At 47.4% G+C, this 24,838-nt stretch carries 12 protein-coding genes; 4 read left to right on the top strand and 8 right to left on the bottom strand.

The features are described from left to right. Nucleotides 1-394: 394 nt before the first annotated feature. A complete protein-coding gene (locus GMA8713_RS11150; protein ID WP_084387709.1) occupies nucleotides 395-10,648 on the top strand; it encodes a retention module-containing protein in 10,254 nt (3,417 codons plus the stop codon). 153 nt (nucleotides 10,649-10,801) lie between these two features. Then, on the top strand, nucleotides 10,802-11,791 hold the full coding sequence (locus GMA8713_RS11145; RefSeq protein ID WP_062709369.1) for a chemotaxis protein CheV: 990 nt from the start codon (nucleotides 10,802-10,804) through the stop codon (nucleotides 11,789-11,791). A 62-nt stretch (nucleotides 11,792-11,853) separates the two neighbouring features. Here GMA8713_RS11145 and GMA8713_RS11140 read toward each other — a convergent pair whose 3' ends face one another. Beyond that, nucleotides 11,854-13,989 (bottom strand): TRAP transporter permease, encoded by a 2,136-nt coding sequence (locus GMA8713_RS11140; RefSeq protein WP_062709366.1) that lies wholly within the window; start codon nucleotides 13,987-13,989, stop codon nucleotides 11,854-11,856. Between the two features lie 90 nt (nucleotides 13,990-14,079). Next, a complete protein-coding gene (locus GMA8713_RS11135) occupies nucleotides 14,080-15,093 on the bottom strand; it encodes a TAXI family TRAP transporter solute-binding subunit (RefSeq protein ID WP_062709364.1) in 1,014 nt (337 codons plus the stop codon). 220 nt (nucleotides 15,094-15,313) lie between these two features. Between GMA8713_RS11135 and GMA8713_RS11130 the strand changes: the two genes are divergently transcribed. Beyond that, nucleotides 15,314-15,565, top strand: coding sequence for a hypothetical protein (locus GMA8713_RS11130; protein ID WP_062709361.1), 252 nt, complete (start codon nucleotides 15,314-15,316; stop codon nucleotides 15,563-15,565). Nucleotides 15,566-15,620: 55 nt separating this feature from the next. Here the strand turns inward: GMA8713_RS11130 and GMA8713_RS11125 are convergent, their stop codons facing one another. Both GMA8713_RS11125 and GMA8713_RS11120 read right to left on the bottom strand, forming a co-directional pair. Continuing rightward, nucleotides 15,621-16,109, bottom strand: a complete 489-nt coding sequence (locus GMA8713_RS11125) for a hypothetical protein (protein WP_062709359.1) — start codon at nucleotides 16,107-16,109, stop codon at nucleotides 15,621-15,623. 312 nt (nucleotides 16,110-16,421) lie between these two features. Next, nucleotides 16,422-17,849: an NAD-dependent succinate-semialdehyde dehydrogenase gene (locus GMA8713_RS11120; protein WP_062709356.1), complete on the bottom strand. Its 1,428-nt coding sequence runs from the start codon at nucleotides 17,847-17,849 to the stop codon at nucleotides 16,422-16,424. A gap of 563 nt (nucleotides 17,850-18,412) precedes the next feature. Between GMA8713_RS11120 and GMA8713_RS11115 the strand changes: the two genes are divergently transcribed. Further along, on the top strand, nucleotides 18,413-19,660 hold the full coding sequence (locus GMA8713_RS11115; RefSeq protein ID WP_062709353.1) for a hypothetical protein: 1,248 nt from the start codon (nucleotides 18,413-18,415) through the stop codon (nucleotides 19,658-19,660). 60 nt (nucleotides 19,661-19,720) lie between these two features. On the opposite strand, the gene GMA8713_RS11110 is transcribed toward GMA8713_RS11115, so the two are convergent. The 4 genes from GMA8713_RS11110 to GMA8713_RS11095 form a co-directional block, all read right to left on the bottom strand. Beyond that, complete coding sequence (locus tag GMA8713_RS11110) at nucleotides 19,721-20,740, bottom strand: SH3 domain-containing protein (protein ID WP_062709350.1); 1,020 nt, start codon at nucleotides 20,738-20,740, stop codon at nucleotides 19,721-19,723. A 128-nt stretch (nucleotides 20,741-20,868) separates the two neighbouring features. Beyond that, nucleotides 20,869-21,765, bottom strand: a complete 897-nt coding sequence (locus GMA8713_RS11105; RefSeq protein ID WP_062709347.1) for a DNA-3-methyladenine glycosylase family protein — start codon at nucleotides 21,763-21,765, stop codon at nucleotides 20,869-20,871. Nucleotides 21,766-21,947: 182 nt separating this feature from the next. Continuing rightward, complete coding sequence (locus tag GMA8713_RS11100; protein WP_062709343.1) at nucleotides 21,948-22,655, bottom strand: response regulator; 708 nt, start codon at nucleotides 22,653-22,655, stop codon at nucleotides 21,948-21,950. Nucleotides 22,656-22,908: 253 nt separating this feature from the next. Beyond that, nucleotides 22,909-24,570: an ATP-binding protein gene (locus tag GMA8713_RS11095; protein ID WP_062709340.1), complete on the bottom strand. Its 1,662-nt coding sequence runs from the start codon at nucleotides 24,568-24,570 to the stop codon at nucleotides 22,909-22,911. Nucleotides 24,571-24,838 lie beyond the last annotated feature (268 nt).

Genomic DNA, 24,838 nt, shown 5'->3' with positions numbered 1-24,838 from the left:
GTGATTTAACCTAGAAAATTCCTTTTGATTTATCTGTTTGGGTTTTCATGAAAATGCCTTTCTGCTCAGATAAATAGACAATTTCATCATCAGAAATTGCTTTAAATCACATATTTGCATTACCGACGTAAAAAATAGGGCATGTTTGAACAGATTTAAGCCCTCTAGCTTGTCTATATCGCCTTTATATCAAAAATGAGACAGGTCAAAATAAACCTCTAAGGGCCAAACTGTTTGTAGGGCATTAATTTTTTACTAAATTGAGTACGTCAGACTTTCAAGCGCAGTAATGGGCGGCTTCAATTCAAAATAACCTCACACCGCAATTTTGTTGGTAAAACTAGACAGATTGGTCAGTCGGAAGGGAGATTCGTAAGGGCTAATAGGTACCGTGATGAAGCTAGCAGAAACAGATATGCTGACGTCGGAAGATATCGAAATTGTGTCAGCGTCAGTCGCCGTAGAAGAAGGTGTTGTTTATCTCGTTCGGAATCATACAGCTAACCCCGTCAATGGTAATGCAGAAGCGCAAATAGAAGATATTGTTGTTGCCTCCCCCAACGCCCGATATGTGGTAATGAAAGATGGTAATCCGGTTTTGGTCTCGGAGCCATGCGCTACCTGTATTCCTATCGGTAACGAAGATATTGAAATTATCGGTCTTGGTGAAAATGTTACGCTTGCAGAAAGTGAAGACGCTATAGAGCTACTGGATGGTGACATTGCCGCTCTGCAGGAAGCCATTCTCGGCGGTGTTGACCCTACGTTGGATTTTGAAGCGACTGCAGCTGGGGGGGCGACCGCTGCCAGTTCATCAATTGGTGATTTCGCTGTCATCCGATATAACAATGCCAGCGTTTTGGCTGAGGCTGGTTTTGATACGACATACACTCCCAATGCTGCAACGGCAGCCGCTGATGACAATCTCCCTATATTACCGCCTTCGGGTGGAGAGTCTCTGGCTATCGTCATTACTGAAAGTGATTTGCAGCCAGATGAATACCCAGTTACAACGAGTTCAAAGGTAACGGTCTCAGCAAGTTCACTGCCTCTGGATGCAGACAGTTTTGTAATTGAACCCACAGCAGCAACTGCATTAATCGAAGAGCTAACGGCTGATATCCAAAGTGGCGGGGAGTCCTTGACTTACTTGTTATCAGCAGACGGCAAAACCATCACTGGTAGCCTAAACGGCGAAACCATTCTCACTATTTCTGTTTCAGGCGTTCAGGTAGGACGGAATGTCGAAGTGACAGTTTCTTTAGCTTTAGATGCCCCCCTCGATCATAACGCAGACGGTGATACTGCAGGACTGGTGTCAGTGACGGATAATGCCATCAAGATAGAGATGGCAATCCAGGGGCAGGATGTCAGTGGCAACGAGTTGGATACGCCTATTACAGCAAATATGTCTGTGCTGGATGGCGCTGACCCGGAGTTGAACCCTGAAAGCCTGACGATTAATGAAAATAATGTCGACTATGTGTCCGAGCCTATTCCTATTAATCTCGACGTAAATAGTGATGCTTTGAAAAGTATCGGATTTATTTCTACAGCCCAACTTAACGAAGTGCTCGGTACTATCACAAGCAACGGGCAACCAACCACCTTTGTCGTTGAGGCGAATGAAATCCGAGTGTCTTTGAAGAGCGACCCTTCTACACCCCTTATAAGCATTTCTCTTGAGCGTGTTTCTGGCACTACAGATCAATACGCCTATGTTGTTACTCAAAATGCCACTATCGATGAGAAGGGGAAGAATGACGACACCGTTATTCCTGTGACGGTCGAAGCGTTAGATCAAGACGGTGATATTGGCTTAGGTACATTCAATGTCACCTTCAAGGATGGTGACGACGCTTCGGGTGAAAATGCCACAATAACAGGCCAATACGATCTAACTGAAGACCAACTGGAAGAGCCCCCTTTAGTGGCCAATGGAACGATTACGCTCGACGCAGCGGCAGACAGGTTGGTGCCAGATACTATAGAAGTGTCGAATCTGGCAGGTCTTCAGAGCGAGCTGAACGAGCTCACATCTGGCGGAGAGCCACTCAATTTTGAAATCAGTAAATCCGGCGGTGTGATTGAACTGGTGGGCAAGAAGCCTGACGGCACCGAAATCGTCAATATCACTTTAACCACTAGCCAAACTTCTGGTTCTGGTTCTGGTTCTGGTTCTGGTGCGGAAGGTATTTCGATTACTTCAGTGTTTACGCTGGATGGTCCACTCGATCATCTGAATTCGGGGCGGTTTTCTGATAATCAATGGGTCACTATTTCATCTGCTTCTGGGACAGACGAAGAAGTCTTCGATATTAAGGTGGAGCTTCAAGTACAGGATACTGATGGCGACCTGCTCGATACGCCAATCAGCTTGACCTATCAGGTAGAAGATGGCATTAAGCCACGCATTGACGCTATGGATTCAACCGTTACAGATCCAATGGTTGGCGAGCCCGCTACGACCACGACTGAATCTCTGGGTTTGGAAATTGGCAGCGATGGCATTGCTTCAGTAACATGGCAGTTGGATAGTTTCTTTCAAACTTTGATAGAAGGCTTGACCAGTAACGGTAGCCCGCTGTCATTGCTTTCACCACTGAGTGAGCTGAATACAGATGGAAAGCCGATTCAGATTGGCTATACCGAATCAGGCACCACGATTACCGTGCTTACCATCGAACTCGACCAAGCCAATAACGAATATAAAGTGACATTGGCCAAGCCTGTTGATGAACCGACGGGTGACATGGTCAAAGTGCCGTTAACGGTGAAAGTGACCGACGATGATGGAGATACAACGACATCTGATTTCACGCTCACCATAAAGGATGGCGCACCACCTAGTATAGATCCTGTCGATTCTACGCTGATTGACCCTGTTATTGGCAACACACGCTCGCAAGAAAATATTAGCCTTGGTATCACACAAGGCGCAGATGCTATTCAGTCTATCGAATTCTATGCACCTTCAGGGCTAGAGGCTGCGCTTAATGCGATTACCAGTAGCGGTTATCAGACCAGTGTTCAACCTCAGCCATTTTCTTCACTCACAGACGAAATCATTATTGTTATTGATGACCCCAGCCTGTCTGTGTCCTCTTCGCCAGCAAATGGCGACAGGGTGCTTTCAATAAAACTCGATACCGATGCCGATGGAAAGCCAACGGGTGAGTACACTGTCATTCTGGATTTAGCGGTGGACGAAACGGCAAATGAGCTTGAGTTTCCAGTTGGAGTCAAAGTCACTGATATTGATGGCGATGAAGTGACGGGCGAGTTTACGGTCACTATCAAAGATGATGATTCAACGATCGTTCCAACGACAAGCAAAGCGCTAATTATTACTGAGCCGGATCTCACACCGAATGACTCTCAGGTTGGTTACCCCGATAGCTCTAGCGTGAGTTTTGATGTGAGTGCGCGAACGGATCGGCTGATGCCCGATGATGTCAGAATAAGAAGTTCTGAGTTGGCTGGCCTGATCAAAGACATGGAAGAGGTGCTGACCAGTAACGGTAAGTCGATCGACTTCGAATACGATCAGACAACCGGCATTCTCTCGGGACGCGCTGGCGGTGAGTTGGTGATGGAGATAAGCTTTCCTGCTACCCAAGGCAGTGATGGATATGGCTTGGTGATCGAGCCTTCTATCACTCTCTACAAACCTGTTGATCATAATGCAGACGCGACATCAAACAGTAAGGTATCGATTGACGGTGATAAGATACTTATTGCCATCTTATTGGATACCAAAGACTCAGATGGTGATGTGGTCAATGGCATTGCGGCGATAAACGTTGATATTCAGGATGGCGCAGCGCCTATTATCACTAAAGTACCAGCCTTGAATGTCGAAGAGAGCGACATCAATGAAAACGGCTCTGGGTCTGGCAAAAACCGCCCTGGAACTACGCCGGGAGGTGTAGGTAAAGACGAAGACACTGCGACCGGAAAGTTGGAGGTCAATAGCGGTAGCGATGCCGTTGCGGATGTGGCCATTAATGTTAATGGCTTCGCTTCTGTTAACCGCGACAACAGTGAGGATGCTGCTGGCACTCCGGTTTCCCTCAGTTCAAAAGGCACTGCGGTTACGCTCGAACTGAGCAGTGAAACTGCTGCAAACAAGGTTTACACGGGCATGGCAGGGCAACGGGAGGTGTTTACCCTTACCGTGTTCCCGAATGGCACGTATACTTTTGCGCTACTTGGTGCTTTAGACCATCCCCGCGGTGAAGAGAAAAATTCACTGGCCATTAATTTCCCCGTTGAAGTCACGGATGCAGATGGCGACAAAGCAACAGCCAATATTGTCGTCAATGTACTGGATGATGTGCCATTCTCGCTGGAAACCGATGGTGTCGGCACTGGCGGAGGCAGTTTAGTGGCGGAAGAAGGAGGTTCATCTTCGCGCATCACTGTTTTGCCTGCGCGCAATCGGGGGGCGGATGATGCGACGATCAAGTCAGTTACTGTTAACGGTGAACAGCATGAACTGAAACCGGGGATTAATAATAGCTTTACTGTCACTGAGGGTACGGGCGGACAAGAGTTAGGTGATCTGGTCATACATAGTCGCGGCACCGTAGAATTCATTGCCAACGATGGCATTACGCATACTGGGTCAACCAGCAACAGAATTACTGAATCATTCAGTTATGAAATTCTCGATGGTGACGGCGACATTGTTGTGGGTACCACTGAAATTGTCGTTGTTGATGCCGAGCCACAGCTCATCGTTAGCAATGCGACAGGACTAGAAGATCAGGGCAGGGAGCCAGACCCTAATGATGATCTCGTTGCGAATCCAACTGACGGTATAGCCATCAACATGACGGTTGATGCTGGCGATAATGATCAGGGCGAAACCGTTGATCGTGTTTTAATTACACTCCCTTCCAACCCCCACGGTATCTTTTATGCAAACGGCACTGCCCTTGCAATTTCTGGGAATCAAATCGAATTGCCAGACAACCTGTTTACTCCTGATTCAGCGAACGAACTATGGACATTGCAAGGCGTAACTTTCGTGCCGGATCAGGATTATTCGGCAGCGAATGGTGTTCCAACATTTACCGTTACAGGGTTTGTAAAAAATAGCGATGGATCTGAACGTCAGCTAGAAAATCAAACCTTCACTATTACTGTTGAAGGTATTGCTGATGTCCCCATCTGGGACAATTCCACAACGGATCTTTACTATAGAATTGATGAGGACAGTGAGGGAGCGACGCTTAGTCTCAATGCGGAGCTTGAAGACAGGGATGATTCAGAAGCGTTGAACTACATCCTGACGCTTGATAGCGGCAGTGCGACTTTGTTGCTCAACGGTGCCGAGTTAACGCTTACAGACGGTAAATATACTGTCGCTGCGGCAGATATCAATAATGTGTTGGTGAAGCCAGACGCCCATTTCTCCGGCGATATAACGCTGACCGCAGTTGCTCAAAGTAAGGAGAAATCCAATTTTGCCTCCGGTCAGCAAACAGCTGACTCTGAAGCTCAAAAGATTACCATCGCTGTCAATCCAATCGCAGACACTACGACGCTTAAACTGACCCGTATCAGTGGGTTAGAAGACGATCTCATTGATCTCACGCCACATATCTCCCTAAGTGATTCTGCAGATACAGACGGTTCAGAAGTGCTTTATGTCTGGATTACGGGATTACCGATAGGGGCAAAATTACTGTTGGGAGACGGGACTGAAGTACCTGAAAGTGGTGGGCTCTATGAGATTGCTTACACAGATATTGGTGGGTTAAAGCTGCAGCCACCACCGGAAAGTAATGTCGATTTCGTGCTCGATGTGCGAGGCGTGGTGAAAGATACCATGACGGTTACCAACGCCAGCGGAGTGGCGGAAACCGTCACTAATATTTATGAGACCGGAGCAAAAACCCTCAATATTGCGCTGAAAGGTGTAGCTGATGTGCCAGATATTGAAGCAGATTTAGGGAATGTTTGGCAGCCAGTCATCGAAAATGGCGTGGAAACAGGGATTGAAACGACAATTCTTGAAGACGGCGAAGTCGCGCTTTCATTTACGATTAAGTCTGGTGAGAAAGGGAAGTCACTCCCCGATGATAACTCTGAGACCCTTTCGACATTGGTCACCAATATTCCCAAAGGCGTCACTTTATTAGATACCAACAATGACGAAATCAACTTAGTCTATGCCGGTCTGGGTGCAAATGGCGAACCACAATACCAAGCAAAGGTAGACGGGCTTTCGGAAGTTAAATTGGTTCCTCCTCCCGGCAGCACAGACGACATTACTATGACTATCACCATTGTCGTCACTGAAAATGACGGTGATTCTTTGACCGTCGATAAAAATGTCATTGTCCATATCGAACCGGAAATTGATGCGCAAGATTACACACTCAACAGCCGTGGATTCGAAGACCAGAATGTGGTTGTTAATTGGCGCCCAAACACGGATGAGGGGTTCACTGATAACAACGAATCCATCACCGCCATTACCTTCTCAATGTCCCAGGCCGCGATTGACGCTGGCTATACCTTGACGATTGCCGGTGAATCAGTCCCTATTACCTTCTCTGGAGGCGAGGCGGTACTTAGCACTGACCAAGTCAGTAAGCTATTAGCGGGTAACAATTTGTTACTTAGGGCACCAATAAACTCTGATCTCGACAGGGATCTCGACTTGAGCGTCAAATTAACCGTTGAGCAGAAAGACACTGACTCAGCGGTCGTTGATACCAAAGAAATCATTGGAGACCTGAATGTTCGGATCATCGCGACGGTAGAGAACACTGGAGACATTGAGCTTGTTGATGCATCTAACAACATCCTTTCAACGACTATTGTCGGTGAGGGTGGTGGCTCTATCTCACTTTCCAGTCCTGATAGGCGTCTGGCATTTGTCACGCCAGAAGGTGTCAATACCGATGGCAGTAGCGAGGAAATCATTACCCAGGTGGTGGTCACTTTTGTCGCTGATGCCAGTGGGACGCCACTGACAGAAGAGCAACTTGAACTCTTTGCTCAGTTTTATGTGACGGGTGGGATAAACAATGGAGACGGCAGTTGGACGGTGCCTGAGAATGCATTAGACACATTAGCCATAACTACGTCTGCTAAAACAACTGAGCCGATATATGTTCAAATCACCGCGTTGGTTCAAGATCAAGGGGATGGCTCCGAAGGTGATGCAAGCCGCGAAGTCGAACAGAAGCCTATCATACTGACACTCGACTTCCAGGGTGAAACAGACCAGACTGAGTTGGCAGGTGTCATATCGGTCAACTTGCAAAATGTGACCGGAACTGAAGATAAATCGATTAAATTTGGTGACCAAATTGACGATTTTATCCAAGTTAATGCCACTGATGCTCTCAATGATGAGTTGACATTGGTTATTGATTCCTCCGCGCTGTCGGCGATTGGCGCAGTGGCTTCTGGGATGGAGTTCAACTTCGAGACCAGTGAATATGTTACCAAAGTGCCTGTGGCTGCGGATGGGTCTGTTGATCTTTCCGCCATTGTTTTGTTAATGTCCAGACATTTTGCTGGTGACGCAATACTTCCCATCAAATTGGTCACGACAGACAAACTGAGTGGGGACGTCAAAGAGCTTGATACGTCGATCACTATTGTGATTGCCCCAGTAGTAGATGGCGTGACGACCGAAGTGAAAATCATCCAAACCGATGGATTGAATAGTGAAGAACAGCCTGTCGATAACCAATCCGAATGGGTGCCAGTGCCAGACAAAGGACTTGAAGATGGCATCATAGAACTGGACTTCACTTCTAAACTGATTGACCCAGATAAAACACCTACATCCGGCGTTGAATCAATCACCCAGGCAGTATTGACCGTTGACAGCTCCGTAGGCTTTTTTGTTGATGAAAACGGTCAGAATCCGCAAAGCTCAGTCACAGTCTCCAGTGCTGATCTGTCGAAGGTTTACTTTAAACCCGTAGAGGATTTCAGCGGTGATGTCAGCATCAAAATCGACACGACGGTTGAAGATCGGGCAGTCAATGACCAGACGGGCTTACCTGACTCTGTCACGGTTAAAACTATCTCAACCAGCGTTTCGTTCGAAGTGTTGCCGGTCAATGATCCGGTTATCTTCAGTGGTAATACTTCACCCATCACGGGGAACGAAGATGAGCAAATCGCACTAACAGGCGTCACGGCAACGCTGAAGGACACCGACGGCTCTGAGAAGATTGTCTCGATGAAACTCACTGGCGTACCAGATGATTTCCAGGTGGTTTCTAATGGAAGCCAATTGGTTCAGAACAGTGGTAATGGAAGCTGGTCGATCAGTGTGCCCGCCAACAGCCAAAGTTTCACGCTTGATGATATTGCCTTCATTCCGCCTAAGAACTTTAGTGGCTCGATGACGGTAGAAATGGTGGTTTATGCCAAAGAAAACCAGTTAAGTACACCGAAAGAATACAGCACGACGATCGATGTGGTGGTAAATCCAATTGGCGATGGAGTAGACACGCAAATCACCACATCTGTATCCGGCGCAGAAGATGAAAACATTGAGCTACCGTTGAATATCACGGTGTTGGATAACAAATCGTCTTATGATGGTACGGGCTTGTTGGCAACAGAAAATGGGCCGGAAGTGGTCAAAGTCGTACTGAACAATGTGCCTGACAGCTCCACCATCAGCTTACCGCCCGGTGTCGCGAGTGGCAGTAGCGCGGAAAAACAACCTGACGGGAGTTGGATTGTGATTGCCAATCAGACCACTCTGTCTTCGTTGATACTCACACCGGGCGATGCTAACGAAAATAACTGGAATGGTCAGCTTGAGGTCTCGATTCGCGCGGTAGATAACGGCGTAGAAGCAGAGAGCTCGCTTTGGGTGAATCAGGTTATTGATGTTACTGTCACGCCGATAAACGATGCCCCCGAGCTTACGTTACCGACTTCTCTTGAAGCAGATGAAGAGACTGCACTCCTCATCGAATCCATTCAAGTGAAAGATGTTGATGCCAAAGAGACAGCAGGTGGGAGTATATCGATTCGTTTGAGCGCAATTGATGGAGTTATTGGTTTACCTGACTCGGCACCGTTGCCTTCGGGTGTCACCGTGAGTGGTCAGGGCTCTAATAACATGACGCTTGAAGGGCCACTGGATGCCATCAATGAGGCGCTATCTACCGGTGTGACTTACTTGGGCGACATCAACTTCAGTGGCGAAGATACCCTGACCGTGACGGTGAATGACAATGGAAATACCGGCAGTGGCGGGGCAAAGACAGACACAGAATCGGTCAGCATCAATGTGCTGCCTAAACCTGATATTCCAACCCTGACATTGAACACGCCTCAGACTGCGGCGGTTGCTGGTAGTGTGTCATCCTTGATTCCTTTACTGGGATTGGCGGCCGCTCTCACTGATCCTTCAGAAACGCTTTCCATTGAAATTAGAAATGTACCTGCGGGACTCATGTTTGTAAACGCAGATGGTACAGCGGTGGGCACCGGTCCTAGTGGCGGTGTATTAACACTGACGCCAGCTGAGCTGGGTCAGCTTTATGTCACTGGCTCATCGGTGTTGTCGAGTACCGTCGACGTGGTCGCGATTTCCACAACCTCTGCCGGTGATTCTGCAGAATCTGACTCCATCGAGCTTTCCATTAATGTCGCTAATGCGGGAGAAGGAGTGATAACTGCCAGTGATCCCTCGGTAGACAATTTAGTGGTGTCGGGTACTGAAGATGCAACTCTTGAAGGCGGTGCTGGTGATGACATCCTTATCGGTGGGTTAGGTGCCGATATTTTTAGTGGTGGGGCGGGAGATGACAGCCTGTGGGGAGGTAAAGAGAGCGAAGCGGACAACAGTGTAGACAGGTTTGTCTGGGAAGCTACCGATTTCGGCTCTGCGGGAAGATCTGCGACGGACACTATCGAAGACTTCAATACTTCTAAAGATGTGGTGGACTTGAGTAGTGCATTGGCGCTAAGGAACCTCCCGAACTTTTCAGCTTTGACAGATATCCTTGATTTTACGGAGAGTGACGGTAGCGCATCGCTAAGTATATCTGTAGGTGGAAACAAAGTTCAGGAGATTATTTACAGCGGCGTGAGCCTTGATGAAATGGTCAACGGTACTGCGTCTGGAATGACGCAGGAAGAAATCCTCACTTCAGTCATCGATAACGGTCAACTCTATTTAGGCGCTAACTTCGGCAACGAGTCCGCTAATACGCTGGTGGCAGATGATGCTGGTGAAAGCCTGTTTGGCATGAATGGTAACGACACGTTGCAGGCGGGCAAAGGCAACGACATTCTGACGGGCGGCGACGGCAGCGATATTTTCGAATGGCTTGAATCTTCGTTAAGTGCGCCATCGAACACCGATAGAGTCACCGATCTTATCTTGGGTCAGGACAAACTCGATATATCTGATTTGCTGACGGGGGTTGGTGCAACCCCCGATGTGTCCGACTTGCTGCCATTCTTTGATGATGCTTCTGTAGCAGAGGATGGTACCGTTTCACTGACTCTGACCTCAAATGGCCAAACACAAAATATTGTTCTAGAGAACATGGATATATCCAGTTCAGGCCTTGATTTGGCTGTGGGTTCCAGCACGTCTGCCATTGTCACCGCGCTCTACGAACAGCAGGCTTTCAGGGTGGATTAAGTTGTGATCTGTGCCAAATAAAATGGACTTTTAAACCCAAGGCGTTGAATTGGAGGTAACTAATTTCGCTAATTGAGTCGTCTGTAGATAGATTAAGACTATGCTGTTAAGGGACATAACTGTTTATTGCCCCTACATGCATTGAGATCTGGTATGAGCATAGAACCTAAAACATCTATTTTGACAGAAAGTGGTACCAATGAGCTCGAGATTATAGAGTTTCGATTAGAGAAAGTATTACCCGATGGGTCTAAGAAATTATGCTATTACGGAATTAATGTGGCCAAAGTACGCGAGGTTATTCGTGTTCCGGATACAACAGACTATCCGAATGCGCAGCCGAATGTCTTGGGCGTATTTTCTCTCCGTGGAAAACTGATTCCTTTAGTGGATTTAGCCAGTTGGCTTAACGTTCCTACGACGAGCAATATCGACAAAAAAGTAGTGATAGTTACTGACTTCAACAAGATGTCGAATGGCTTCTTGGTCGATAGTGTAAGTCGAATACACCGTATTTCTTGGGAAGAGGTGGAATCTCCCAGCCAATTCCTTGAATCTTCTGATCAGGACTGTGTGGTGGCGGTTGTCCGTCAGAAAGCCAATCTCATTATGATCCTGGACTTCGAGAAAATCATAGCTGACATTAACCCAGAGCTCAGCATGGAAAAATACGATGTCACCAAAGACAGATCCGTGGTCATAGATGATGCCATGATGGCAAGACGAGAGGCGAAAACCATCCTTGTTGTTGATGATTCCGCATTTATCAGGCGTCTGATTGAGAATACGCTGAGGTCTGCCGGTTACAACGTTATCACTGCGAAGGATGGTCAGGATGGTCTGGATAACATGATGGAATTCGTTCGCCTTTGTACCGAGGAACAGCTCCCCATTTCAGAATTCGTTGATGGCGTTGTGTCTGACGTAGAAATGCCAAAAATGGATGGCCTGCATCTAGTGAAAAGGCTAAGGGATATTGGCGAATACAAAGATATCCCCATTGTCATGTTTTCATCCTTAATGAGTGAAGACAACCGCCGTAAGGCACTTGAGTTGGGCGCTAATGACACTATCACTAAACCGGAAATTGGACGTATGGTTGGTTTGATGGATAGTTTGGTGTTGGTCGATGAAAAGAAGTAGTGTCCCTTTGGTTAAAAAAGCACCTTAAAGGCGCTTTTTTGCTTTTGGTTCAATCGGTCAGTTTAAGCTGTGGTTAGTGTTGGTGCTTTTTTATAGGAGTAAACAACTAACGCAATGAATAACGCAGCACCCAACACGCGAGCCCAGAGATCAAGTCCAGGCCACATCATCAATGCCGCCATGCCAAATGTCGCTGTTCGGAATAGAGGATTAATTGGACCTTCAAGATAACCTTCCAGACCTGCTACAAGCGCCCAGGTGCCCAGAATTGCAAATAGGGTCACTATCACCATCTGTTGGAAATCCCCAGCGACCAATGGCGTATAGGCCATAAGTAATGGCACCAGATATAGCCCTTTGGCGATTTTCCACGCCTTGAATCCTGTCGCCATTGGCGGGGTGCGGGCAATGGTTGCGGCTGCAAAGGCGGTTAAACAGACGGGAGGTGTCACGTTACTGTCTTGTGATAGCCAGAATATGATGAGATGGGCAGCTAATAATGCTAAGCCAACAGTTACTGGACCAAGAGACTGCTCCAGAAGCGTTGCTTTAAAGTCATCAGGGATTTTGCCGACCAAGTCGACGGCCATTTCAAATGACATTGGCGAGCCGAGAGCGGCGAGTTGTTCAGGCGCAATCAGCATAAATATGGTTTTGGCTTCTTCTGGCAGTTGGCCTGTAATGAGAAGCTCAAGCAGTTGCTGCTCTGCAATCAACCCATATAGTGCTGGAGCGGAAAGGGTACCCAATACGATGTAGGACGCAGTAACGGGCAAACCCATACCCAATATAAGAGAAGCGAGGGCAACTAATACAATCATAATGAACAGGCTACCCCCCGCCCAGTCATTGATCATCAAGGAGAAGGTATTCCCAATGCCAGTGGTACTAATAACATTCACCACTAATCCAATGCCTGTAAGTAATACGGCGGTGGTCGCCATGTTGCGAGCACCTTGGGCGAGCGCATCAAAGATATCCGCAACACCCATTCTATTCGGTGAAAGCCAAGATGAAACTACAACGGAAATAATCGAAATGCCTGCTGCATAGGTTGGTGTGAAATCCATTACCAGCAAGGCGACAAGTACAGCGAGTGGAATGAGATAGTGCCAGCCAGATGCCAACACGGAGAACATCGAAGGTGTGTCGGTCTCCAGTTGATGAACACCTGAACGTTTTGCTTCAATGCGCACGAAAAATGCTACCGACAGGAAATAAATCAGCGCTGGAGCAAATGATACCGCGATGATTTCGACGTACGGGATTTGGGTGTATGACGCCATGATAAAAGCGCCAGCCCCCATAACAGGTGGCATAAGCTGCCCGCCTGTAGATGCTGCGGCTTCCACGCCTGCTGCAAACTTAGGTGGAAAGCCAGCTTTCTTCATCAGGGGGATGGTAATTACCCCGGTAGACACCGTATTGGCGACACTGGATCCGGAGACGGAACCCATCAAGCCAGAACCCAATACGGCGACAAAACCTGGGCCGCCGATGATTTTACCTGCCGCCGCACGGGAAACATTGATGATGTAATCACCCGCACCGGATTTAACCAGAAACGCTCCAAACAAAATGAACATGAAGACATAGCTCCATGATATTCGGGAGATCGGGCCAAACATGCCTTCAGAACTATAAAAGGCGCGGTAAAGCATGGTTTCGGCAGAAAGCCCAGGGAAGGCGAATATTCCATCCAGCCAGCTTCCCCACCAAACTACATAGCTCAATGCGACGACAATCAGGCAAGGGATAAACCAGCCCATGGTGCGTCGGATAAGTTCAAGTGCAATCAATATGGCAATAACAGAAAACACCCAGTCGCTGGTCACGAAGGTAACACCACGTTCGTAAAGAGCGTCTTCCGCGAAAATTACGTAAACCAAACAGGCAATAGCGGCGACTGCAATACCAATGTCGATGGCCAGAGCAAACCGGCTTTTACGCCATTTAGCCGCTGCAGGGTAGGTCAAGGCACACATCACTGAAAAACCAGCGAAGTGTGCAGCGGACACCCAGAGTTCAGGTAAGGTGGCGAGCGTGTTAAACCATATGTGAACGAGTGAAAGCGCAATTCCGAACACAGTGACAATGCGGGTGATTAGCGGAAAGTCGGACCGCTGGGTGAGTTCAAACTGGTTGAGTTCGGTTTCGAGTTCCTGAGGCGAATCTGCGCTGGAAGATTTATCGGTCATATTCCCTCTAGCGTGCGGAGAAGGCACGACGTCCTGTTGGGCTGAAAATAAAAGGAGGCGCTGACCGGTCAGCGCCTTTTTACTTAGGATTTATTGACTGACAAGGTGATCAGGAATCGCTAGGCCTTGCTCTTTGAAGTAGCGCGCCGCACCAGGATGCAGTGGCACTGGCAGGCCATCAATTGCTTTCTGAAGTGACATCGCTTTAGTTGCTTTGTGGATGCCGTTCAGGAATGCCAGATTCTCATAGATGGTTTTGGTGAGCAGGTATACATCTTCGTCACTGATATCACTGCGTACTGCCAGAAAGTTTGGCTGCGCGATAGTTTCAACCGCTTCGGTTTGTCCCGGGTAAGTGTTTGGCTCAATCACAAAGCGGGTCCACAAGTTGTAGCTGCCGTTGGCTTCTTTCACTTGCTCATCGGTAAAGTTCAGGATCTTGATTTTATCGCCCATGGCCGCATATGCACGGGTAACGGCGCTGACTGGCACACCTGCTGGGGTGTTCATACCGTCGATGTTACCATTTTGCAGCGCATCAGCACTGGCACCATAACCAAGATGGGCCATGTTAAATTTGTCGGTGTTGATATCCAGTCCCGACAAAATTTGAAGGCCAGAGCCTTCAGTGCCGGAATTCTTCTTACCGATCGAGAACTTCTTACCGTCCATCGCGTTCATATCCTCCATGGTGCCTGTTTTCGCGACGTCACTCAGTACGATAAAGTGCTCAACGTTTTGCCAAAGCATGGACACAGAGCGTAGCTCTTTCTGAGGACCTGCCTGCTTCACCTTGCCTTCGCCGTTCCATGCCCAAGCTCCGTAAAGACCTTGCAAAATAGCAAACTGAGCTTCGTTCTCACGCAGTAACTTCACGTTCTCACCGGATCCTGCAGAACTGATCGCGGAAAGGGAGAATTTATGCTTGGGTTCCAGCTTCACTTTGCTCAGCGTTGCCAGCGCAACACCAACTGGGTAGTAGGTACCACCAGTCGATGCGGTTGCGAGGATATAGTCGCGGTCTTGAGCGCTAGCGCTTCCCATTCCAGCGGTGATAATTGCTGATGCGAGTGAAAGTGTCTTCACCAAGTATTTGATTTTCATACAACACTCCAATGTTAGAGGTATCCGTAGCCATGGAATTTAGCAGGGAGGACGAGTGATCTTCCTGCTGCAGATATCTCGCAAAGGATAGTTGAGATTGTAAATGTAATGTTAATTAGCTCCGATAAACATAAGCTTTCTCTCAGTTTTTTCTTGTCCTAAGACTTTGGTCTGATGCTTTCTTTGAGATAACATCAGCGGACTAATCAATGGAGGTATTGTGGCGAAACCCAAAAAGAAATTGCCTGAACGTTCTGCCGATATCATCTGTGCTAAATGCAAAACGATATTATTCAAATACAAGAAAGGCGGTAAAGGGTCTTTGGTGAAGTGTTTCAAAGAGCGTATTGTCGTTGATTACACCGAAACGCCATGTGAATGTCCTTCTTGTGGAAATGTGTTTGCAAGAGAAGCCTTGGTAAGGGGAACGCCCGCCTACAAGATCATTAGTGGTAAAGCAGCAATGAAATGACAAGAAGAAATGAAAAAGGCACCTTGAGGTGCCTTTCGCGGTGTTGAAGCGAGGCTTAGATGCCTGCTCGCTTGAACAGACCCGCCATCAATTTGGAGCCAGATTTCACGCCAGTAGATTTACCTTTGAATTCACCCGCCAGTTTGGTATTGCCCACTTCACGAGCAATGTGTTGCATGGTGAGGTACATATCTTTTGCTGACTTCATACGGTTCTGGTCGTTTAGCGGAGCCAGAAGTTTAATCATGTCAGTGCCGGACATTTTGTTTGCTACTGCATGCTCTTCAATGGCAGTTAGCAGTCTATCTAAATCGTTGGTTGCTTCTGAGCTCTCGATTCCTTCTTTCTTCATTGCCTTCAGATTACGGCGGCGGATCTGCTTGATAATGAAAGTAGGACGGCTTACCAGTTTGTAGCCCCAAAATCCCGCTGCGACGACAAGAGCGATACCGCCAACCACGTATGGCCAAACAGAACCGGAAGATTCAGCAACGGTTTGTGCATTAGCTGCGACTTCTACTGCAGCTGAAGGTACGTCAGACATCTTTTTACCTTTGTTCTTTTTGAATTGGGCGTAGTTTCGCACTGTGGCACGAAAAAACGCTGTTGCGCTTCACATTAAAGGAAAAGACCTGTCTTTGGGAGGTTTGATTGCAGAATTTTTATGCAGTTTTAAAACAATCATATACTTATAGAGCAGAATTTCGTCAAAGATTAGTGAATTTTATGAACGTAAAAGTGAATGAAAGGGATTTCTTGTTGCAAAGCGAATTTGGTAGGTATTTTTTATGGTTTGGAAATGAAAAAGCAGGAGAGGACTCCTGCTTTTACCAGTTAAACGTTCATTCTGACCAGCTTACATACCACCCAAGCAGATATATTTGGTATTAAGATATTCATCGATACCTTGTTTCGCGCCTTCGCGGCCAATACCGGACTGCTTAACGCCACCAAATGGAGCGACTTCGGTAGAGATAACACCTTCGTTAACACCTACCATACCGTAGTTCAGTGCTTCGGCAATGGCGAAAATACGGTTGATATCTTTACTGTAGAAGTAGCTGGCAAGGCCATAAATGGTGTCGTTAGCCATTTGAACCAGTGATTCGTCATTACTGAAACGGATGACAGGTGCAATTGGGCCGAATATTTCTTCCTGAATAATAGCCATGTCGTGACTAACATCAGTGAGAACTGTCGGTGCAAAGAATCGACCACCATGATCTTTTCCTCCAACGGCCACTTTGGCCCCCTGTTCAGTTGCACCAGCAATCAGGCGTTGGACTTTATCTTTCGCGTTATCGTCAATCAATGGCCCAATAGAGATGCCGTCTTCAAGTCCATTGCCTATTTTCAACTCAGAGACGGCTTTGCAGAATTTATCGACAAATTCATCGTAAGCAGAGTCCTGCACATAGAAACGGTTGGCACAGACACAGGTTTGGCCTGCATTGCGGAACTTCGAGGCAATCGCACCCTTCACGGCGGCATCGATATCCGCGTCATCAAAGACGATAAATGGTGCATTGCCGCCCAGCTCCATTGAAACGCGTTTCACACTCTCAGCGCTCTGTTTCATCAGGATGCGGCCCACATTGGTAGAGCCGGTAAAGGAGATCTTCTGGATTTGATCACTGCTACAGAAATGTTCGCCCGCCATCACTGCATCCGTTGTCGAGATAATCGCTAACAAATCACGGGGTAAGCCTGCTTGGTAGGCGAGTTCCGCAACCGCGTATGCGCTGATTGGTGTCTGAGCAGCAGGTTTGGCCACGAAACTGCATCCAGCCGCTAATGCCGGCGCAGCTTTGCGGGTGATCATCGCAATAGGGAAGTTCCAAGGTGTAATAGCAGCAGCGACACCCACAGGTTGGCGTATTGTCATGATCCTGCGATCTGCCAATGGGGTAGGAATGGTTTCGCCGTAAGTGCGTTTGCCTTCTTCTGCAAACCACTGGATGAACGAAGCGCCATAGGCAACTTCACCGCGAGATTCAGCAAGTGGTTTACCTTGTTCCAGAGTCATGATGCGGGCTAAATCTTCCTGATTTTCCATCAGTAGGTTGAACCAACGGAGAAGAATTTCACTTCGTTGTTTTGCTGTTTGCTTTGCCCAGGCTTTTTGCGCCTCAACCGCTTTGCTGACAGCACTCTCGATTTCTTGTTTGCTGTGATTGGGAACAAAACCCAGAATATCGCCAGTGGCAGGGTTATCAACGGCAATTGCATTGTTCGAGTTTTCGCACATGGCGGAGAGTAGTGAGCGGTTCTTAATCTGTTCCATATTGGTTTCCATTCAATAAACCGAGTGATTTGTCAGCAGATTCTAGCCTAACTGCCGTGAAAGTGTGGTGCAAGGGCTCCTTAGAAGAAGAGGATTCGCCAAAGCAACAAGATAATAGGATTGTGATCTGTGCAATATATCGAACGGGTGTTTGGTTGGTAAAGATATACAAGCTAGCAAAATCGATGGCTTTAAGCGGTTCATCATCGTGAGTATTATTTATTGATGTTGCCGGTCACGTTCATCATTTACTTTCACTCACAATGTCTTTCACGCGTCCACCAGTGTGAATATTAACGCCACCTTAAAAACTGTGCGTAGTAGGCTTCTTTTTACTCATTGATAGCATAATCCCAAATACGGGATCTCGTCGTGTAACACTTACAAAATCTGACGTGATAACTATCACACTACTGGCGGCGCTTGGTAACAGTCTCTGGTCTAGATTTAACTGAGGTGAACAACTCACCCGTTCTAGAAAGTAGCATCTAATTATAAGAAAAATAAACAATGATGATCTGGTTGATAGTCAGATCAGATTCAGTGACCTAGGGGATTAGCCGATGAACAAGTTCAATGCGGTCTTTTGTGCCGTCGCCTTTGCATCTTTACTCAATGCCTGTCAATCAACCAGTGAACCAAGACAGGTTACAGCTGAAACCAATACACCCACCCAGGAAAGCCAGAACACATTAAAGATCTACAAAGCATCAAAAGCAGACTACGAGAGTTGGCTGGCTAAGATGGAGGAAAGCAAGTCACTGAGGCTTTACGACGATGACTTGGTCGATGATCTGTTCGATGCATGGGATGACGCAGTGGATGTTTACGAAGACTTCGCATCAAACCCAGCAAAAGCAACAGAAGACTATTCTCTCTTCTCTGATGGGACATATGCTGAAATCTTCGACAAACGCCTGTCAAAAGTTGATGGGCTCTTTGACCAATTGCAAACACTCAAAACGACTGCAGATTCATTGCTGGCTGAATCGATCGCTGAGATGGCTTATCTCGGAGAGATAGGCGCAGACGAGTTGTATGCATCACGCTATAACCGCTTGGCTTCTGATTACAGGAAGTTATTCGCTTATGTTGCGGATAACGACATTGATGATGCGCAGGTCAAGCAAGTCGTGTTCCTTGAAAATGCAAAGAAATTAGAAATTGCCGTTGTTCTCAAAACCCACGTTGAGCCACTGAAAAATCAGATCACCTTGCTTCGCCGTGAAGGGTTTAAGTCGGTAGCGCCTATCAGTTTTACAAAGTCAGAAGCTTCGCTCGAACAAGCGGTCGCCAGCGTCAATGCGAATCCTCGCGACATAGATGCCATCAATGCCGCTGTGGCTGCCGTTCAATTTGAAATTGACCACGTGAAGCATATCGGTCAAGAGGTAAAGCGGTTTAGAAATGTTGATAATGGCAAGTTTGAACCACTGATCCTTGAACTGGAAAACCGATTGCATGCCATTGCGCAAGCGCTGGAAGGGTTAGATCTTCGCAATCAACCTATGCAGCAACAAGCCCTGGTGCTGGAAGAAAAGGCTCAGATGTTAAATACCGCTCTCACGTCGAAGCCCGACGTCGATCCTCAACTCGCGAAGCTGATGAGTGAACTGGATAAAGTGCAGTCAGATTTGTCGATGTCGCAGCAGGAAAAAGCATCGCTAACAGCACAAGTGACGACACTGGAAGAGCAAAACAGCAAAAACGAAGGGCTGATTGACGACCTCAAGATGGTGATTGATACCATCAAGCCAAAGGGAGATAGCAGTGTGACAGAAGTGAGTGCGGAACCCATTGACAGGCTTTAGACTCCAATTAATCGAATAAAGAAAAGAGCGCTTTACGCGCTCTTTTTCATTGATTGCGGTTTAAGCCACCAAGTAATAATGATTATTGGCTTTCTTGGCAATGAGGCCACCAAGCATCATTTGCTCAAACAAAGCGTCCACATCATCCGTTGAAAGCAGGAAATGTTTACCAACGGCTTTCTTAGAGCAAGTGATCACGCCGGCTTGCACCGCTTTTTTCACTTTATCTTCAAGTGACAGTGCTTCTTCTGCGGAAGCAGCACCCGCGGTGACAGGCTCATTTAAAGCGGGTTTATGTTCCAGATAGCCAATCGGCTTGCTAACGTCTTCCGGCGTGATATCAATTTCAGTGTGGTGTTGATAGAAGCGTCGGAAACGCAACTCTTCACCAATCACACCGACAAAGAAAGCCGCAAACAGGTCGAGCAAAATAGAAAGGAATACGACAAGACCGAATTGCGCAGCTTGCTGAGAAACGCTGAACGCATCGGCTAGGCTGTCAATCAAACCAATCGCAGAGCTTTGCGTTACAGGCGGCAACGAATCGCGTTCAGTTGCCAACTTGATTTGCTCTTCACGAAGCTTGTTGTTTTGCTGCTGAATACGGGTAACGCCTGTCGCGATGCGTTCCATTTCAATGTACTTTTCAGCGGCGAGGTTATTGAGCTCAATTTGTTTTTCGATGGCCGCGATTTGTCTGTCGTAGGCCGCGACTTTAGCTTCCTGAATGGAGATAACACCCTGCGCCTTGTTGGTTGCACTGTTGATGCCGCCAATACTCCCGCCAATCGAAATGGCAGCCAGCACTAAATAGAAAACCAACGCTGTGATTGCACCTGTGTAGTTTTTGTGTGCGCGACGTTCTCCAAATTCGTACCAAGCGTAGAATTTTCCCGCTTCGAAAATGATCGCCAGAGTACCAAACAACACCTTCATCATGGTGTTGTCATCAATGGAAAGGAATAGCAGCAGCGAAAAGACCGTAGAGGTAACAACAGCGGCACCGGTGAAGGTGTACACGCTGATCATGGCAAACGGCCCTTTAGGGTAACGATAACCCAACATGTTTTTGTAATGCATAAATGTGTCATTGATCACGGTACAAGGGCGGGAAGCATACCGTAATGATCATGTGGGTTCCGCAACTGTGGCACGTTAAGATGTTCAAGTGCCTGCTAATGCATCAAATTGCTAGAGAAGTGAGCGGGTTAGTAGCTCTTGTCCGAATCCATCGCCCATAAATGTGCAGCGACCAAGGCGCGATAAGGAGAAAAAGACGCAAGCCATTGTTGGGTTTCTTTCTCCGTTGGCTTTTCTTCCAACCCTAATAACTGTTGAAGGCTTCTGCGGACGGCGACATCGCCATGAAGTGAACCATCCAACCAGCCGAATCCACGCAACAGGGTATAGCTGACCGTCCAAGGCCCCACACCTTTGACAGCAAGAAGCTGTTTGCCTATCTCTTCGGGGTCTGCATCTAACGACAGAGACAGGCTGCCGTCTACCAAGGCTTGAGCGATACGTTGAATCGTTGTGGCTTTACTGTTTGAGTATCCGCAGCTTCGGTATGTTTCAATCTCTGTTCGTGCCAGAATCGTCTCGTCGGGCAAACACCACATGCCACTGCTGTGCTGTATGCCCGTGGCTTCTATTAATCTGCGTCGAATAGAAACGGCAGCTTCTACGCTGATAAGCTGCCCCGTAATCGCCCAGGTAATGGCTTCAAAAGGCGTGACAGTTTGTGGAATTCTCAGCCCTGCAGAATGGTTTAACAGACGAGATAGTTCAGGGTGAGCGCGATACTCAGATTCAAATTCATCCGTGGTTTGGCGCAGTCCGAGCATGTGCTTCAGAACGTGCTGAAGTTCTTCTTCTGTCATTGGACATGCTTTGCTGTCTAATTGAATACTCAAGCTAGCCGTTTTGTCAGAGAGGGTTAGATGAAGCAAGGTGGGTACACCTTGTAAAGTGATCCCTTTAATGACCTCACTGCCGTCAACTTTTTCCGCAAGTTCGGTTTTGTCCCTTCTATGAAAAGTCAGAAAATCTTGGTGTCGAAAGCTCTCAGGTAGTGACGTTTTCACTGAAAGGGGAGCATGGCTCATAGTATCTGACTCCGTTGAGAAGTGTTGGGTATATTCATTGCCAAAGCACGAATGACAAGACTAAGCAATCCGTGAATGGAATGCGATAAATAAGCTTTTAACGCACTATAACTAAATATGACTTATTTGAATTATTCAACCGGGATCACAGGCGCACGAATGTTTTCTTAGTCTGCAAAGGGTTATGCGGAAATGTATCTACGCTCAGGTCGGCCTACGCTGCCGTAGTTAACCTGTGCTTCTAATTCCTGGGTGCTGACCATGTATTCGAGGTAGCGTCTTGCCGTGGTGCGGCTCGCGCCAATCATGGTGCCGACTTCTTCTGCATTGAGTGATTCTTCCGAATCAGAAAACACAGTACGGATTTTATCCAGCGTGATGCCATCAATACCTTTTGGAGGACGCTGGTTGGAATTGGTGATTTCCTGAGGGGCGGCAGTATTGGCCACTGCACGTTGTGGCAAAAGGGTATCGACATCCGTTTGCACTAAATCTTCCATCGCATGAAGCTTCTCTAAGTGGGCCGCATATTGGTGAATGGCATCTTGCAGGCGCTCAAACACCAGAGGTTTAAGTATGTAATGAAATACGCCGCTTCTCAGTGCTTCGCGAAGGGTATCCACTTCTTTGGCGGCAGTAATAAGAATCACGTCGGTTTCACTGTTGTTAGCGCGAAGTTTTCGCAGGAGCTCCAGGCCAGTGCCTTTAGGGAAGTGGTTATCGAGTAGCAAGAGTTCCGGTTTGAATACATCCACCAAATCTTCGGCGTCTTCGAGGGTATGGGCGATACCCACCAGCTCAACACCATCAATGCGCTCTAGAAAGCGTTTTTGAATCTCTGCGATTTGAACGTCATCTTCTGCGATAACGACGCGGATGCTTTGTGTCATAGGTACTGCTGACTCCGGTGTAGACTTTTCTTATAGTTTAGCTCTGATTTTCAAAGGATTTAGGGATATACCCAAACGACCTGAAGATGCAGGATTCAGCGAGATTGACTGGTGTTGTGATCGCGGCGTCCCTTTGCAGGTGTAGTCACCTCCATCAAAAAGGGATAACAAAGAGCACTGCGTCAGTCAACTCGCCCGAGGGGAGGCCATCAATGCGCCCACTTCTTCGTTAAATTCCACGGAAATAGAACCACTATTCCTCGCGAAATTTGCCTCGAATTGAACGCATTGGTGACGTCTGAATACAAGTATCTTCAGGTTGTTTGGGTATATACACGGTAAACCGGCTGCCCATTGTATCTCCGGGCTCTAACAAAATGGTACCGCCAAGGTTTTGCAGAAGCTTTTGCACCAAATGCAGGCCATAACCATGGCCTTCGCCTTTCTTAGTGGTCACCCCTTTACGAAAGATACGGGAATGGTCTTCCTCATGGATTCCCTGACCTTCATCTTCTATTTCGAAAATGAGGTCGTTGCCTAGATCTGTCATCGATAGCTTGACTTCCAAGCGTTGGTTGCTCAACGTGGCTTCGAGAGCATTGTCTATCAGATTACCAATAATACTTACCAGTTCTTCGCGAGGGATGTGATCAGGCATCTGTTTCATTGAACTTTCTGGGTCAATTTCGAGGCGTAGACCCAGCTCCTTTGCGCGGTTGTACTTCCCTAATAAACAACCCGCGAGTATGGGGTCCGGGACGGCTTCCACCAAGAGATGAATCAATGCTTGATGACTTTGGGTTTCTTGGCCGATCAGTGCCAACGCTTCGTCGGTTGCACCGATTTGAATAAGCCCTGCAATCGTGTGGAGCTTATTCGAGTACTCATGGGATTGGCTGCGAAGCGTGTCGGCATATTGCTGGATTTGAGTGAGCTGTTTGCTGACCGCATCGAGTTCGTCTTTACGGCGAAAACTCGATACCACACCTATGATTTCGTTGTCCTGCAGCAAGGGCAGGCGGTTAACAATGAGGTTTCGGTCCTGTAACCAAATCTCTTTGTCGAAATGGGGTTTGCCGGATTTGAGTACGTCCATTAACCGACTATCCGGCAGTACGTCCTCGATCGGACGATCGGTAAGTTTTGTGTTGGCATCTAGCCCAAGGGTTTCTACTGCAGCTCGGTTAAAAGTGGTAATACGGCCTTTGTTATTTACCGCGATAATTCCTTCTCTTACTGATTCAAGGGTGGCGTTTCGCTCTTGGAAAAGACGACCAATCTGCTCCGGCTCTAAGCCGAAAATAGCTTTTTTGAAATGGTTGGCAAACCACATGCCAGTCAAAACACTGAGTGAAAAGCTGACAGCGATAACGATATACAGCGTCGTGATATAGCGGTTGATGATGTCATCTACTGATTTGAGTAAGAAACCAACTGAAACAATGCCGACCACTGACTCGCTGCTTGAATCAAATATCGGGGCTTTTCCGCGAACGGTTGCCCCCAGACTGCCAGTGGCTTTCTGAATGTAGGGCTTTCCGTAAAGCAGGGCGGGCTCGTTGTAATCACCATCATCGTCATACATCGGCTTTCCTACCCGTTTCCAAGAGGGGTGGGCGAGCCGGATACCATTTTGGTCACCGATGACGACAAAGCGGGCATCATTCACCTCTGCCAGGTCGAGTGCGAGTGGTTGAAGGTATTCACTGTCTCTCTGTTCAGCGGCTTCAACCACGGCCGGCATGGCTGCAATCGTTTTGGCCACGTTTAGGGCGCGTTGGCTTATTTGTTCGTCGAGAGAATGAGAGAGATAGAAAAGTGCAAACAGACCAATAAATCCAGTTTGCAGCAAGGCCATCATGCCGAGTATCAGCATCATGCGGGTTTTGAGCTTGAGCGCGCGAAGTGAAAACATCCAGAGAATAAACCTTTTGTTTACTAAATAGGGTGAGAAAGAGGCCTAAACATAGTCGCTATTATCTATCTACTTGAAATAATGATTCTTTGTTCTTTATCACGCAAGTGAACAATATGAACAAAATGTTTTTTAAAGTTTAAAAAAACATTAAAACCAGAAGCTTTTCAGATTTTGGGCTGGCAAATAGGTTGAAAGAGTAGGGCAAAGATCCCGAAACGGCGCATTGCGCTTTAAACGCCATTCTGAGCGGAGTTTCGGCAAAAAT

Source organism: Grimontia marina, assembly GCF_900060185.1.
Classification (GTDB): Bacteria; Pseudomonadota; Gammaproteobacteria; order Enterobacterales; family Vibrionaceae; genus Enterovibrio; species Enterovibrio marinus.
This window is presented reverse-complemented; position numbering and strand designations above follow the sequence as displayed.

What these genes read in the sequence shown, in the direction of transcription:
- GMA8713_RS11150 (WP_084387709.1), top strand. Translation starts at nt 395, where the DNA reads ATGAAGCTAGCAGAAACAGATATGCTGACGTCGGAAGATATCGAAATT.
- GMA8713_RS11145 (WP_062709369.1), top strand. Translation starts at nt 10,802, where the DNA reads ATGAGCATAGAACCTAAAACATCTATTTTGACAGAAAGTGGTACCAAT.
- GMA8713_RS11140 (WP_062709366.1), bottom strand. Translation starts at nt 13,989, where the DNA reads ATGACCGATAAATCTTCCAGCGCAGATTCGCCTCAGGAACTCGAAACC.
- GMA8713_RS11135 (WP_062709364.1), bottom strand. Translation starts at nt 15,093, where the DNA reads ATGAAAATCAAATACTTGGTGAAGACACTTTCACTCGCATCAGCAATT.
- GMA8713_RS11125 (WP_062709359.1), bottom strand. Translation starts at nt 16,109, where the DNA reads ATGTCTGACGTACCTTCAGCTGCAGTAGAAGTCGCAGCTAATGCACAA.
- GMA8713_RS11120 (WP_062709356.1), bottom strand. Translation starts at nt 17,849, where the DNA reads ATGGAACAGATTAAGAACCGCTCACTACTCTCCGCCATGTGCGAAAAC.
- GMA8713_RS11115 (WP_062709353.1), top strand. Translation starts at nt 18,413, where the DNA reads ATGAACAAGTTCAATGCGGTCTTTTGTGCCGTCGCCTTTGCATCTTTA.
- GMA8713_RS11110 (WP_062709350.1), bottom strand. Translation starts at nt 20,740, where the DNA reads ATGCATTACAAAAACATGTTGGGTTATCGTTACCCTAAAGGGCCGTTT.
- GMA8713_RS11105 (WP_062709347.1), bottom strand. Translation starts at nt 21,765, where the DNA reads ATGAGCCATGCTCCCCTTTCAGTGAAAACGTCACTACCTGAGAGCTTT.
- GMA8713_RS11100 (WP_062709343.1), bottom strand. Translation starts at nt 22,655, where the DNA reads ATGACACAAAGCATCCGCGTCGTTATCGCAGAAGATGACGTTCAAATC.
- GMA8713_RS11095 (WP_062709340.1), bottom strand. Translation starts at nt 24,570, where the DNA reads ATGTTTTCACTTCGCGCGCTCAAGCTCAAAACCCGCATGATGCTGATA.